The sequence below is a fragment of the Pseudokineococcus sp. 1T1Z-3 genome, assembly GCF_037482365.1.
Classification (GTDB): domain Bacteria; phylum Actinomycetota; class Actinomycetes; order Actinomycetales; family Quadrisphaeraceae; genus Pseudokineococcus.
Map to the genome: position 1 here is coordinate 392411 of NZ_JBBHZF010000026.1, position 14188 is coordinate 406598.

The 14188-nt window shown below is 74.1% G+C and carries 11 protein-coding genes and 1 tRNA gene; 5 read left to right on the plus strand and 7 right to left on the minus strand.

Going from position 1 to position 14188, the window contains the following annotated elements:
* Positions 1-64 precede the first annotated feature (64 nt).
* Positions 65-141 (minus strand) — tRNA-Leu (locus tag WDV86_RS13925).
* A gap of 131 nt (positions 142-272) precedes the next feature.
* Here WDV86_RS13925 and WDV86_RS13930 point away from each other — a divergent pair.
* Together WDV86_RS13930 and WDV86_RS13935 are read left to right on the plus strand one after the other, a co-directional pair.
* Positions 273-923, plus strand: coding sequence for an ANTAR domain-containing response regulator (locus WDV86_RS13930; protein WP_339568233.1), 651 nt, complete (start codon positions 273-275; stop codon positions 921-923).
* Between the two features lie 156 nt (positions 924-1079).
* Positions 1080-2426, plus strand: a complete 1347-nt coding sequence (locus WDV86_RS13935; RefSeq protein ID WP_339568234.1) for an ABC transporter substrate-binding protein — start codon at positions 1080-1082, stop codon at positions 2424-2426.
* Positions 2427-2567: 141 nt separating this feature from the next.
* Here the strand turns inward: WDV86_RS13935 and WDV86_RS13940 are convergent, their stop codons facing one another.
* From WDV86_RS13940 to WDV86_RS13955, 4 genes are read right to left on the minus strand one after another with little or no spacing between them, the layout of a single operon-like run.
* Positions 2568-3344 carry an ABC transporter ATP-binding protein gene (locus tag WDV86_RS13940; RefSeq protein ID WP_339568235.1) on the minus strand — a complete coding sequence of 259 codons (777 nt, stop codon included), beginning with the start codon at positions 3342-3344 and terminating at the stop codon, positions 2568-2570.
* A complete protein-coding gene (locus WDV86_RS13945; protein WP_339568236.1) occupies positions 3341-4462 on the minus strand; it encodes an ABC transporter ATP-binding protein in 1122 nt (373 codons plus the stop codon). The genes WDV86_RS13940 and WDV86_RS13945 overlap by 4 nt, the downstream gene beginning before the upstream one ends.
* Complete coding sequence (locus WDV86_RS13950) at positions 4452-5447, minus strand: branched-chain amino acid ABC transporter permease (protein ID WP_339568237.1); 996 nt, start codon at positions 5445-5447, stop codon at positions 4452-4454. The genes WDV86_RS13945 and WDV86_RS13950 overlap by 11 nt, the downstream gene beginning before the upstream one ends.
* Before the next feature lie 13 nt (positions 5448-5460).
* A complete protein-coding gene (locus tag WDV86_RS13955; protein ID WP_339568238.1) occupies positions 5461-6837 on the minus strand; it encodes a branched-chain amino acid ABC transporter permease in 1377 nt (458 codons plus the stop codon).
* A 277-nt stretch (positions 6838-7114) separates the two neighbouring features.
* Between WDV86_RS13955 and WDV86_RS13960 the strand changes: the two genes are divergently transcribed.
* Positions 7115-7759: a GNAT family N-acetyltransferase gene (locus tag WDV86_RS13960; protein WP_339568239.1), complete on the plus strand. Its 645-nt coding sequence runs from the start codon at positions 7115-7117 to the stop codon at positions 7757-7759.
* Between the two features lie 52 nt (positions 7760-7811).
* Here WDV86_RS13960 and WDV86_RS13965 read toward each other — a convergent pair whose 3' ends face one another.
* Positions 7812-8405, minus strand: coding sequence for a PaaI family thioesterase (locus tag WDV86_RS13965; protein WP_339568240.1), 594 nt, complete (start codon positions 8403-8405; stop codon positions 7812-7814).
* Between the two features lie 177 nt (positions 8406-8582).
* Here WDV86_RS13965 and polA point away from each other — a divergent pair, with 177 nt between their 5' ends.
* Positions 8583-11315 carry a DNA polymerase I gene (gene polA / locus WDV86_RS13970; RefSeq protein ID WP_445263096.1) on the plus strand — a complete coding sequence of 911 codons (2733 nt, stop codon included), beginning with the start codon at positions 8583-8585 and terminating at the stop codon, positions 11313-11315.
* Positions 11316-11383: 68 nt separating this feature from the next.
* Here polA and WDV86_RS13975 read toward each other — a convergent pair whose 3' ends face one another.
* The gene (locus WDV86_RS13975) at positions 11384-12229 is read right to left on the minus strand and encodes a class I SAM-dependent methyltransferase (RefSeq protein WP_339568242.1); all 846 of its coding nucleotides are present in this window, start codon (positions 12227-12229) and stop codon (positions 11384-11386) included.
* A 308-nt stretch (positions 12230-12537) separates the two neighbouring features.
* On the opposite strand from WDV86_RS13975, the gene rpsA reads away from it, so the two are divergent.
* Entirely contained in the window at positions 12538-14091 is a 1554-nt protein-coding gene (gene rpsA / locus WDV86_RS13980) for a 30S ribosomal protein S1 (RefSeq protein WP_339568243.1), read from the plus strand.
* Positions 14092-14188: the final 97 nt, after the last annotated feature.

Consider the following 14188-nt stretch of genomic DNA (forward strand, 5'->3'; position numbering starts at 1 on the left):
TCGCCGTGAGACGCCTCGGGCGGCCGGGGTGGTGACGGCGTGCTCCGTCGTCACCACCGCCGGCTGGTGCCCCGGGTGGGACTCGAACCCACACTGCGTGGATTTTGAGGCCACTTCCTCTGCCGATTGGGATACCGGGGCGCACCTCACGAGGCAGCGACACCGTAGCCGTCCGACGGCACGGACGAGGCGGCCGGGGCCGGCCGGGCAGCGGGCCGTCGGGTCTGCCCGCGGCGCGGGGGACGGGCGAGCCGGGGACTAGGGTGACGGGCGTGAGCGAGAAGACCAGCACGGGCGGCACCGGCAAGGACGCGGACGCGCAGGACGGCACCGACGAGCACGAGGGTCCGAGGCGGCGCGTCGTCGTCGCCGAGGACGAGGCGATCATCCGTCTCGACGTCGTCGAGACCCTCACCGAGGCCGGTTTCGACGTCGTCGGCGAGGCCGGGGACGGCGAGAGCGCCGTCCGCCTCGTGGAGGAGCAGGGCCCCGACCTCGTCGTCATGGACGTCAAGATGCCGGTGCTGGACGGCATCTCGGCGGCCGAGCGGATCGGGCGCAGCGGTCGCTCCGCCGTCGTGCTGCTCACGGCCTTCTCCCAGAAGGAGCTCGTGGACCGCGCGCGCGACGCCGGGGCCATGGCGTACGTCGTCAAGCCCTTCACCTCGGCCGACCTGCTGCCGGCCGTCGAAATCGCCCTGAGCCGGCACGCGGAGCTGCGGGCGCTGGAGGACGAGGTCTCCGACCTCACCGAGCGGTTCGAGACGCGCAAGCGGGTCGAGCGCGCCAAGGGCCTGCTGCAGCAGCAGATGGGGCTGTCCGAGCCGGAGGCCTTCCGCTGGATCCAGAAGACGTCGATGGACCGCCGTCTGACGATGCGCGAGGTCGCCGACGTCGTCCTGGAGCAGGTGCGCAAGGGCTGACGGCGCGCGGGCACCCAGCGGCGGGCGGTCACGATGTGGTGACGAGCGCGCGGGCTCGTGCTGCGGAGCACCCGAGCAGCTGAGGGCTCGACTACCTTCGCCCGGACCGTTGCGACCTCGGCGCCCCCGGGCGGCCGGGACGAAGGAGAGCCCTGCATGAAGCGAACCACTCTGGCCACCCGCGCCGTCGCCGTGGCGGGCGTCGCGGCCCTTGTCCTCGTCGGGTGCGGTGACGGCGGCGACGACGGTGCCGCCCCCTCGGACGAGTCCTCCGCGACCGGGTCGGTGGACACCCCCGACGAGGCGGCCACGGGCGGCAGCGAGGACTGCGAGCCCGAGACGCCCACCCCCGCCGAGGGCGACGGGGTGCTGACCATCGGCTCGCTGCTGCCGCAGACGGGCACCCTCTCCTTCCTCGGCCCGCCGGAGTTCGCGGGCGTGGAGCTGGCGGTCCAGGAGATCAACGAGGCCGGCGGCGTGCTGGGGCAGGACGTCGCCTACCTGGAGGGCGACTCCGGCGACACCACGACCGACATCGCCTCCCTGACGGTCCAGCGGCTGCTCAACGCCGACGCCGACGTCATCGTCGGCGCGGCCTCCTCGGCCGTCTCCCTCACCGTCATCGACGCCATCACCGGCGCCGGCGTGGTGCAGTTCTCCCCGGCCAACACCTCCCCGCAGTTCACCTGCATCTCCGACTCGGGCCTGTACTTCCGGACGGCGCCCTCGGACGTCCTGCAGGGCCGCGTCATGGGTGACCTGGTGGTCGGTGACGGCTTCCTGGACGTCGGGATCATGGCGCTCGACGACGCCTACGGCACCGGTCTGGCCGAGAACGTCACGGCCACCATCGAGGCTGGCGGCGGCAGCATCGCGGGCGGCTCGCCGATCATCTACAACCCGAACGCGGCGACCTTCAGCGCCGAGGTCTCCCAGCTGGCGGGCACCGACCCGGAGGCCATCGTCCTCATCGGCTTCGACGAGACGCTCCAGATCATCCCGGAGCTCATCTCGCAGGGCATCGGCCCGAGCGAGGTCCCGCTGTACCTCGTCGACGGCAACCTCGCGAACTACAGCGAGGACGCCCTCGAGCCGGGCGCCCTGCTCGGCACGCAGGGCACCCTCCCGGGTGCTGCGGCGACCGGTGACTTCCAGGACCGTCTCCTGGCGGTCGACCCCAGCCTGCAGGACTTCAGCTACGCGCCGGAGTCCTACGACGCCGTCATCCTCTCCGCCCTGGCCGCGGTGGCCGCGGACGACGACAGCGGGGCGAGCATCGCGACCGAGCTGCCCGGCGTGAGCCGCGACGGCACGGCGTGCAGCAGCTTCGCCGAGTGCGCCGAGCTGCTCGCGAACGGCGAGGACATCGACTACCAGGGCGTGTCCGGCCCGATCGAGCTGTCCGACCTCGGCGACCCGACCGAGGCGACGATCGGCATCTACTCCTACGTCGAGGACAACTCGTACGTGAACGAGCGGTACGTCGAGGGTTCGCTGGGCTGACCTCCGGCTGGACCCGAGTCACCGCACGCACCGGAGCCCCGGTCCCCTCGTGGGACCGGGGCTCCGGTGCGTCCGGTGGGCGATGTCGGTCCTGGTGCATCCGGAGGGCGAGGACTCGCCCTGACGTCGCCGACGCGCGGCTCAGGTGCTGAGCGTGCCGAGGTAGAGCTCGATGACCTTGGGGTCCTGGGCGAGCTCGCGACCCGTGCCGCTGTAGGCGTTGCGGCCCTGGTCGAGGACGTAGCCGCGGTCGCAGATCTGCAGGCAGCGGCGCGCGTTCTGCTCGACCATGACGACGGAGACACCGGTGCGGTTGATCTGGCGGGTCCGGACGAAGACCTCGTCCTGCAGGGCGGGGGACAGGCCCGCGGAGGGCTCGTCGAGCAGCAGGACGCTCGGCTCCATCATCAGCGCGCGGCCCATCGCCACCATCTGCCGCTCGCCACCCGACAGCGAGCCGGCCCGCTGGTTGCGGCGCTGGCCGAGCGTCGGGAAGAGGTCCACGACGGCGGCGAAGCGCTCCTTGAAGCGCTTGGGCGCCTGGTAGAGGCCCATCTCGAGGTTCTCGCCGATGGTGAGCGAGGGGAAGACGTTGTTGTTCTGCGGGACGAAGCCCACGCCACGGCGCACGAGCTTGTCGGCGCCGAGCCCGGTGATCTCCTCGCCCTCCAGGTGGACGCTGCCCGACCGGATCTTCACCAGGCCGAAGAGCGCCTTGAGCAGCGTCGACTTGCCCGCGCCGTTCGGCCCGATGATCGCGACGAGCTCGCCCGGCCGGACGTAGAGGTCGCTGCCGTTGAGGATGTTGACGCCGGGCAGGTACCCGGCCACCAGCTCGTCGGCGCGCAGGACGGCGCCCTCCGCCCCCGCCAGGTGGTCGGTGCGGTCGCCCTCGGCCGTCACGCGTGCACCGCTCATCGACCGGCCTCCTGCTGCTCCTGCGCCAGCCGGGCCTCGCCGGCGGCGACGATCTCGTCCTCGTCCTCCTCCAGGAGGGAGGAGTCGTGGTGCCCGCCCAGGTAGGCGTCGATGACGGCCGGGTCGGCCGTGACCGAGTCGGGGGGGCCCTCCGCCACGACCGAGCCCTGCGCCATCACGAGCACCCAGTCGGCGATGTCGCGGACCATGTCCATGTCGTGCTCGACGAAGAGGACGGTCATGCCCTGCTCGCGGAGGTCCTTGACGTGGCCGAGCAGGGACTGCGTCAGCGCCGGGTTCACCCCGGCCATCGGCTCGTCGAGCATGACCATGCGGGGCTCGGTCATGAGTGCGCGCGCCATCTCCAGGAGCTTGCGCTGACCGCCGGAGAGGCTGCCGGCGAAGTCCTCGCGCTTGGCGTCGAGCTTGAAGCGGCGCAGCAGCTCGTCGGCGCGGCGGGTGTTGGAGTCCTCCTGGCCGCGCCACAGCCCTCGGAACATCGCCGAGGCGAGCCGCTCGCCGACCTGCCCCGTCGCGCCGAGCCGCATGTTCTCGATGACCGTCAGCCGGGACAGGGCCTTCGTCAGCTGGAAGGTGCGCACCATGCCCCGTCGGGCCACGCGGTGCGCCGGGACGCGGGCGAGGCTGCGTCCCTCGAAGGTCCACGAGCCCTCGTCGGGCCGGTCGAAGCCGGTGAGCAGGTTGAAGAAGGTCGTCTTGCCGGCACCGTTCGGGCCGATGAGCGCGGTGATGGCGCCGCGCTGGATCTCGACGTGCTCGACGTCGACGGCGGTCAGCCCCCCGAAGCGGCGCACGACGCCGTCGGCCACGAGCACCGGGTCGGGCTTGGGGGCGCCGGGGACGCGCGGCACGTCCCGCAGCACCTCCCGGGCCCGCCGGGCCGCCGGGCCGGGGCCACCACCGGCGCCCGGGTCGGGGGTCGGCGGCGCGTCGTCCTCCAGGTCGGTGGCCGGCCGGCCCCCGTCCGGGGCGCCGTCGGCCGCGGCGGCGTCGTCGCCCCCGGCCAGCGGGGTCGCCGGTGAGGGGGGCGAGGGCTCGTGCCCCTCCGCCGCGCCCGTCGGGTCGGCCGAGCCGTGAGGCCTCTGGTCAGCGGGCATCGATGGCCAGCTCCCTCCGGTCACCGAAGATCCCTTGCGGTCTGAAGATCATGAGGAGCATGAGGGCGAGCCCCACGAGCATGAAGCGCACCTGCCCGACCTGCGTCGTGCTCATGATGGACGAGGGGATGTACCCGGCGCCCACCGCCTGGATGAGGACGTTCTCGGTGAGGACCAGGACGACCCAGAAGATGGCTGCCCCCACCACGGGCCCGAGCACGCGGGCCGCACCGCCGAGCAGGAGCACGGTGTACACGAAGAAGGTCAGCTCGGTGCCGTAGAGGTCTGGCTGCACCGACGCCCGTCCGACGCCGAACGTGAAGCCGGCGAGGGCGCCGATGACGCCGCCGATGACGAGGGCCTGCATCTTGTAGGCGTAGACGTTCTTGCCGAGGCTGCGGACGGCGTCCTCGTCCTCGCGGATGCCACGCAGGACCCGCCCCCAGGGGCTGCGCATGAGCAGGTAGACCAGGACGCAGCTGAGCGCCACGAGCGCCCAGCCGACGACGAGGATCCACGTCAGCCGGGAGCCGAAGACCCACGGCCCGAAGCCGTAGGACCGTCCAGGGTCGAGCGGGCTGAGGTCGTAGAAGGCCTCCGCGAAGCCGCTGAGACCGCCCGAGCCGCCGGTGTACTCCCGCAGCGTCGCGCTGCGGAAGACCAGCCTGACGATCTCGGCGGCGGCGATCGTCGCGATGGCCAGGTAGTCGGCCCGCAGGCGGAGCGTGGGGATGCCGAGGAGCAGGGCCAGCAGCACCGCCCCCAGCAGCCCGACGACGATGCCCAGCCAGAAGGGCAGGCCCGCGACCGTCACCGTGATCGCGATGCCGTACGCACCGACGGCGACGAACGCCGCCTGGCCGAAGTTGAGCAGCCCGGCGTAGCCGAACTGGACGTTGAGGCCGATGGCCGCCAGGGCGTAGATGACCGTCTCGAGCCCGATGGCCGAGCGCGCGGAGTTGCTGAGGATCGTCGACCAGTCCACGGGGGAGCTCCGCTCAGCCGATACGGGAGGCGCGGCCGAGGATGCCCTGGGGCCGCACGAGGAGGACGAGGATGAGGACGAGCAGGGCGCCGACGTTGCGCAGCTCGGTGGGGATGACGACCGTGCTCACCTCGAGGAAGACGCCGATGATGAGGGCGCCGGCGACGGCGCCGAAGGCCGTGCCGAGCCCGCCCAGCGTCACGGCGGCGAAGACGAGCAGCAGGATCTGGAAGCCCATCTGGAACTGCACCTGCTGGGCCAGGCCCAGCAGCACGCCGGACAGGCCCGCGAGGGCGGCGCCGGAGACCCAGACGATGCGGATGATGCGGTCGACGTCGATGCCGGAGGCCGCGGCCAGCGCCGGGTTGTCCGACACGGCGCGGGTGGCCTTGCCGAGCCGGGTGCGCTGCAGCGCGAGCCCGACGGCCACGAGCACCACGGCGGCGAGCGCCATGCTGATGAGGTCGATGGGGCGCAGGGAGAACAGGCCGAGGTCGACGCCGCGCTGGCCCTGGTACTCGGCGTAGGTCTGCCGGGACCCGCCGAAGATGAAGAGGTAGAAGTACCGCAGGAACAGCGCGAGACCGATCGACACGATCATCATCGCGATGAGCCCCGTCCCTCGTCGGCGCAGCGGCTGCCACAGGAGACGGTCGTTCGCCAGGCCGAAGAGGCCGCCCACCACCACGGCCAGCGGCGCCGCCACGAGGAAGGGCAGGCCCAGGGAGACGTTGAGGAAGTACGTCGAGATGGCACCGAGCGTGATCAGCTCGCCGTGGGAGAAGTTCGTGAGCCCCGTGGTGCCGAAGACCATGGACAGGCCGATGGCGGCGAGGGCGATGATGAGCCCGTAGCGCAGGCCGTTGGCGGTGAGCTGGGCCACCTGGCTGAGGCTGGTGCCGCCCGCGCTGCCGATGGCGTCGCCGTCCTCGGAGACCTGGAAGACGACGGGGTTGGCGCTGCCCGAGGTGACCGAGCGCTCGATCGGGTTCTCCTGCGGCAGCAGCCCCTCGGCCACGCCGGCGAGGCTGTCGGTGTCGAGCTGGACGGCGTAGGTGCCGGTGCCGGGCACCGTCAGCTCGACCACGCCGCCGGAGTCGGTGGTGCCCGAGACCGGGTCGTCGGCGCCGCTGGTGGCCGTCACCTCGGCGCCCTCGACGTCCTCGCGGTCGGCGGTGCGCACCCGGACCGTGATGGTCTCGCCGTCGACCTCGGCGGGGGCCGTGGCCCCCGGCTCGTTGGTCGGTGACGCCGGTGCGGTGGGGGCCGGCGGCGGCGTCGCCGCGAGCGCCCCCGCGGCGGGGGCGAGCACGGCCAGCAGCAGCGCGGCGACGACCAGCAGCCACCGCAGGGCGGTGGGTGACGGCGTCGCCCGGCACGGGACGGGCACGGGCGGGCTCCCCTCGGCAGGACGACAGGCCCCTCGCCGACGTGGGGCCGGCGGGTGAGCGCGGTCAGGAAACCACGGAGGGCCGACGGCGAGGGCCCGCCCCGCACGAACTGCTCGGTCACGGGCTGGTCACGACGGGTCTACGCTGCGGCGCGACGAGGTCGCGGCGGTCGCCCGGCCCGGGCGCGACGGGCCAGCGGGACGAGCCGCCGGGACCAGCAGCAGGGACGGACGAGACCGGGGAGAACGGCCGGGGAGCGCGAGGAGGAGGTGGGGCGTGAGCGGGTCGAGGCTCGCCGTGCGTGTCGCCGCCCCACCGGACACCGCCGCCGTGCTGCACCTCGTCGCCCAGGTGCGTGCCGGTGGGGCGCCCCGCGCGGACGGGCAGGTGCCTCCCGGCGCCCGGCCGGTGACGGGGGCCGCCCAGGACGAGCGCCTGCCGGAGGCGGTCGTGGCGGGCGCCCTCGAGCGCCGGGACGTCGTCGTCCTGCTCGCGGAGCGGCGGGGGCGCGCCGTCGGCGTCGCCGTCCTGCGCCGCGGGGAGGTGCTGCCCCTGTCCGAGCGCCCGGCCGCCCACGTCGAGCAGATCGCCGTGGCGCCCGACCACCGCCGCCGCGGCGTCGGCCGGGCCCTGCTCGCCGCAGCGGCCCGCGCGGCCGAGGAGGACGGCCTGGAACGCCTCGTGGTCTCGGCCCCGCCGAGCGGCCGCGAGGCCCAGCGCTTCCTCGCCCGTCTCGGCTTCAGCCCGCTCGTCGTCCAGCGCAGCGCCTCGGTCGCCGCGCTGCGGGAGACGCTCCGGCGCAGCGCCGCCCCGGCCCCCCCACCCGTGCTGGACGAGCGCGCCGACGTCGTCGCCCACCGCCGGGCCGCGGTCGAGCGTGTGCTCTCGCGGCGGCGCCGCGAGCGGGGCCTGCCGGCGTGAGCCGAGACCAGGCCCACGCCCACTCCCAGGCCTCACGCCCGGGCCGCCGGGCTCAGGCGCCGGGCAGGGGCACGAGCTGGCAGGTCAGCCGCGCGGTGCACACCCGGCGGTCGTCGTCGTCGGTGACGACGACCTCGTAGCTGACGACCCGCCGTCCGACGTGCAGGGGGTGGCCCGTGGCCACGACCGCCGCCGTGCGCCCGGGCCGCACCGCCCGGTGGTGGGTGGCGTTGAGGTCCACGCCGACCGCCGCGAGGCCCGGGCCCGCGGCGACGACCGCGCCGACCGAGCCGACCGTCTCGGCCAGCGCGGCGCTGGCCCCGCCGTGCAGGAGCCCGGCCGGCTGGGTGTTGCCCGCGACCGGCATCGTCGCGACCACCCGGTCGGGGCCGACGGCGACGAACGTCGTGCCGGTGCGCTCGGCGAGCGTGCCGCGGCACAGCGCCGTCGCGGCCGCCGCCGCGGCGGCGGGGTCGGTGCCGGCGAGGGCGTGCAGCGCCTCCCAGGCCTCGCGGGCCGTCTCCTGCCCACCCGCACCGGGCTCCTCACGTGCACCGGGCTCCTCACGTGCACCGGGCTCCTCACGTGCACCGGGCTCCTCACGTGCACCGGGCTCCTCACGTGCACCGGGCTCGCCGTCGGTCATGCCGCCTAGTCTGGCGGCGTGAGCGACAGCGCCCTCCTGCGACCCGGTGCCGACCTCGACGACGGGCTCGACGACGGCCTCGTCGCCCCGGTGGTGGACGGCCCGGCCGCCGGGGAGGCGGGTCTCGCGGTGCCCGACGGGCCCCGCCCCCGGCTGCTGCTCGTCGACGGCCACTCGATGGCCTACCGCGCCTTCTTCGCCCTGCCGGTGGAGAACTTCTCGACGACGACGGGCCAGGTCACCAACGCCGTCTACGGCTTCACGTCCATGCTCATCAACGTGCTGCGCGACGAGGCGCCCACGCACGTCGCCGTCGCCTTCGACGTCTCGCGCGAGACCTTCCGCACGCAGGAGTACGCCGAGTACAAGGCCGGGCGCAGCAAGAGCCCCGAGGAGTTCTCCGGGCAGGTGGCCCTCGTCAAGGAGGTGCTGGCCGCGCTGCGCATCCAGGTCGTGGAGAAGGAGGGCTTCGAGGCCGACGACGTCATCGGCACCCTCACCACGCAGGCCCGGGCGCAGGGCTTCGAGGTGCTCGTCTCGACGGGCGACCGGGACGCCTTCCAGCTCGTCGACGAGGCCACGACCGTGCTCTACCCCCGGCGTGGGGTCTCGGACCTGCTGCGGATGACGCCCGACGCGGTCGAGGAGAAGTACGGCGTGCGCCCGCAGCGCTACCCCGAGCTGGCGGCGCTCGTGGGCGAGACCAGCGACAACCTGCCGGGCGTGCCCGGCGTCGGGCCGAAGACGGCGGCCAAGTGGCTCACCGCGCACGACGGCCTCGAGGGTCTCGTGGCCGACGTCGACCAGCTGAAGGGCAAGGCGGGGCAGGCGCTGCGCGACCACCTCGACCAGGTGCTGCGCAACCGACGCCTCAACCGGCTCGTCGTCGACCTCGACCTGCCGGTGGTCGTCGACGACCTGGTCGTGGCGCCGTGGGACCGCGAGCAGGTGCACCAGGTCTTCGACGCGCTGGAGTTCAGGGTCCTGCGCGACCGGCTCTTCGCCACCCTGGCCACGCCCGAGCCGGAGGCGGAGGGCGGCTTCGCCGTCGACGTCGCGCGGCCGCGCGGGGCACAGGTGGCCGAGTGGCTGGCGGCCCGGGGTGGCGCCCTCGTGGGCGCCCACGTGCTGGGGCGCTGGGGGGCCGGGGCAGGGCTCGCGACCGGGCTCGCCCTGGCGGCCGAGGACGGCACGGCGGCGTGGTTCCCGCTCGCGGCGGCGCAGGACGGCGACGTGACGCCCGACGGGGCGGTCGACGGCGGCGGGCTGGACGAGGAGGGCCGGGCGGCGCTCGCCGCGTGGCTGGCCGACCCGGACGCACCGAAGGTGCTCCACGACGCGAAGGGGCCGCTGCAGGCGCTCGCGGGGGCCGGGCTCGCGCTCGCCGGGCTGGTCTCCGACACCTGCCTCGCCGCCTACCTGTGCCGCCCCGACCAGCGCTCCTACGACCTCGCCGACCTCGCGCTGCGCCACCTGCACCGCGAGCTGCGGGTGGAGGAGGAGCCCACGGGGGCCGTCGACGCGCGGGAGGAGGGCGAGCCGCAGCTGGCCCTCGACATGGGCCCCGCGGACGCCGACGAGCGTCCCGACCCGGCGCCCGGCGCCGCCGTGCGTGCCGCCGCCGTCGTCGAGCTCGCGGGGGTGCTGGCCGGCGAGCTCTCCGAGCGCGGCGGGACGGCGCTGCTGGAGGAGCTGGAGCTGCCGCTCGTCGGGGTCCTCGCGCGGATGGAGTCCCGCGGCGTCGCCGCCGACCGCGCGCAGCTGGAGGCGCTGGAGGCGCAGTTCGCCCGGACGGTCGAGGAGCAGGCCGAGTCGGCCTACGCCGTCATCGACCGGCGCGTGAACCTCGGCTCGCCGAAGCAGCTGCAGGAAGTCCTGTTCGACCAGCTGGAGATGCCCAAGACCAAGCGGATCAAGACCGGCTACACGACGGACGCCGAGGCCCTCGCCGACCTGCTCGTCAAGACCGAGGGGCACCCCGGCAGCGGCTTCCTCGTCCACCTGCTCGCCCACCGCGACGCGAGCCGGCTGCGCCAGACGGTCGAGGGGCTGCTGAAGACGGTCGCCCCGGACGGGCGCATCCGCACGACGTACATGCAGACCATCGCGGCGACGGGACGGCTGTCCTCGACCGAGCCCAACCTGCAGAACATCCCCATCCGCACCGAGGAGGGGCGCCGCATCCGTCGGGCGTTCGTCGTGGGGGAGGGCTACGAGTCGCTGCTGACGGCCGACTACAGCCAGATCGAGATGCGGATCATGGCGCACCTGTCCGCCGACGAGGGGCTCGTCGAGGCCTTCCGCTCGGGGGAGGACCTGCACTCCTTCGTCGGCAGCCGGGTCTTCGACGTCGAGCCCGCCGACGTCACGCCGGAGATGCGCAGCAAGATCAAGGCGATGTCCTACGGCCTCGCCTACGGCTTGTCGGCCTTCGGGCTCTCGCGGCAGCTGCGGATCGCCGTCGACGAGGCCCGCACGCTCATGGACGAGTACTTCGAGCGCTTCGGCGGGGTGCGCGACTACCTGCGCGGCGTCGTCGACCAGGCCCGCTCGACGGGGTACACCGAGACGATCCTCGGCCGGCGCCGCTACCTGCCCGACCTCACGAGCGACAACCGCCAGCGCCGCGAGATGGCCGAGCGGATGGCGCTCAACGCCCCCATCCAGGGCTCGGCCGCCGACGTCATCAAGGTCGCGATGCTCGGCGTCGAGGAGGCCGTCGTCGCGCAGGGCCTGCGCTCGCGGATGCTCCTGCAGGTCCACGACGAGCTCGTCCTCGAGGTCGCCCCCGGCGAGCGGGAGGCCCTCGAGGCCCTGGTCCGCGAGCAGATGGCTGGCGCCGCCGACCTCACCGTCCCCCTCGACGTCTCGGTCGGCGTCGGCACGTCCTGGCACGAGGCCGGCCACTGACCCTCGACGGCGCCTCTCCCGGGGGCGTCGGGTGGGCGGCTCCGACGACGTGCCGGCAGGGGCGGTGGTCAGCCGGGCAGGACGCAGACGAAGATCGCCGTCCCGGGCAGGAGACGGCCGCGCAGCGGGCTCCAGCCGCCCCAGACGACGTCGCGACCGGGCGGCCAGCGCGGCTCGACGACGTCGAGCAGCGTGAACCCGGCGCCCACGACCTCGCGGACCCGCTGGCCGAGGGTGCGGTGGTGCTCGGCGTAGAGCACCTCGCCGTCCTCGCCGGTCTCCACGTACGGGGTGGTGTCGAAGTAGCTGCTCGACGCCGTGAGCCCGGCCTCCCCGGGGTCGTCGGGGAAGGCCCACCGCACGGGGTGGGTGAGGCTGAACACCCATCGCCCGCCGGGGCGCAGGACCCGCGCGACCTCGGCGTGGACGCGCTCGGTCTCGGCCGTGAACGGCAGCGCCCCGTAGGCGGAGACGGCGACGTCGACGCAGCGACCGGCCAGCGGCAGCCGTGCCGCGTCGGCCTGCAGCAGCGGCAGCCGGCCGTCGGCGGCGCGACCGGCCGCCAGCATCCCCGCCGAGAGGTCCAGGCCGACGACGTCGGCGCCCGCGTCGGCGAGCCACCGGCTGCCCTGGGCCGCGCCGCACCCGACCTCCAGCACCCGCCGGCCGGCGACGTCGCCGAGCAGCCGCGCGTCCGCCTCCCGCAGGCCCTCCGGCCCCCACACGAGGTCCCGGTCGCCGAGGTGGCCACCGTGCTCGGCCAGGTAGCCCGGGGCGGCCTCGTCCCACCAGCCCCGGTTCGCCCGCACGGACGAGGGCGCGTCGAGCGGGCGGTAGCCCGCGGTGGCCAGGGGGCTGCGCGCGGCCGGGCCGGCGCCGTCCTCCGGCGCGGGTCCGGGCGGGGACGTCGTCATGCCCGCATCGTGCCCCTCCGCGGCAGGTGCGCTTTGCCCTCGCCCGCGGCACGCGCGTAGGCTTTGCGCGTGCGCGCCGTGCGCGCGGCCTCGTCCTCCTCGCCCGTCTGCCCCGGCCGGCTCGCGACGCTGACGTCACCGGTCGCGCGGGCGGGGCCGCAGATCTTGCCACGGCCGACCGGCCGTGGGAGGCGACACCGCACGACCAGCACCGGCCCGCGAGGTGCTGGACCTGCCCTGACCGAGAGAGGGCGCCGTCGACCGGCGCGCTCCCGACACCACCGTCCGCATCGGAGCCCACCGACTTCATGACCACCACCGCTGAGCGCACCTCGACCACCGCCTCGGGGACGCCCCAGGTCGCGATCAACGACATCGGCACGGCCGAGGACTTCCTCGCCGCGATCGACGCGACCATCAAGTACTTCAACGACGGCGACATCGTCTCCGGGACCATCGTCAAGGTCGACCGCGACGAGGTGCTGCTCGACATCGGCTACAAGACCGAGGGCGTCATCCCCTCGCGCGAGCTGTCGATCAAGCACGACGTCGACCCGGGCGAGGTCGTCGGCGTCGGCGACGAGGTCGAGGCCCTGGTCCTCCAGAAGGAGGACAAGGAGGGCCGGCTCATCCTGTCCAAGAAGCGCGCCCAGTACGAGCGCGCCTGGGGCACGATCGAGCGGGTCAAGGAGGAGGAGGGTGTCGTCACCGGCACCGTCATCGAGGTCGTCAAGGGCGGTCTCATCCTCGACATCGGCCTCCGCGGCTTCCTCCCGGCCTCGCTGGTGGAGATGCGCCGGGTGCGCGACCTCCAGCCCTACGTGGGCCAGGAGATCGAGGCCAAGATCATCGAGCTCGACAAGAACCGCAACAACGTCGTGCTCTCGCGGCGTGCGTGGCTGGAGGAGACCCAGTCGGCGGTCCGGCACAACTTCCTGCAGACGCTGCAGAAGGGCCAGGTCCGCTCGGGCAACGTCTCCTCGATCGTCAACTTCGGCGCCTTCGTCGACCTCGGCGGCGTCGACGGGCTCGTCCACGTCTCCGAGCTGTCGTGGAAGCACATCGACCACCCCTCCGAGGTCGTCGAGGTCGGGCAGCCGGTCACCGTCGAGGTCCTCGACGTCGACATGGACCGCGAGCGGGTCTCCCTGTCGCTGAAGGCGACGCAGGAGGACCCGTGGCAGCAGTTCGCCCGCACCCACGCCATCGGGCAGGTCGTGCCGGGCAAGGTCACCAAGCTCGTCCCCTTCGGTGCCTTCGTGCGCGTCGACGAGGGCATCGAGGGCCTCGTGCACATCTCCGAGCTGGCCGTGCGCCACGTCGAGGTGCCCGAGCAGATCGTGTCCGTGGCCGACGAGATCTTCGTCAAGGTCATCGACGTCGACCTGGAGCGCCGGCGCATCAGCCTCTCGCTCAAGCAGGCCAACGAGGGCGTGGACCCGGCCAGCGACGAGTTCGACCCCTCGCTGTACGGCATGGCGCAGGAGTACGACGAGGCCGGCAACTACAAGTACCCCGAGGGCTTCGACCCCGAGACCAACGAGTGGCTCGAGGGCTTCGAGGCCCAGCGCGAGGAGTGGGAGCGCCAGTACGCCGAGGCGCAGGCCCGCTGGGAGGCGCACAAGCGCCAGGTCAGCTCGGCCGCGCAGGCCGAGGCCGAGGCGGTCACCGCGGGCGACGCCCCGGCGACGTCCTACTCCTCCGACTCGGGCTCCTCCTCCTCGTCGTCCTCCGGCCAGGGCGACCGCCCGCAGCGCAGCGCTGCTCCGTCGGCGCCCGCGCAGGGCGGCGGCGAGGGCACGCTGGCCTCGGACGAGGCGCTGGCGGCCCTGCGCGAGAAGCTCACCGGCGCCGGGAGCTGACGACCGCGGCGCCGCGCGCCGCAGCAGCCCAGCACCACGGCAGCACCGCAGGGGCCCGACGTCACCGACGTCGGGCCCCTGCGGCGTCCTCGGGGTC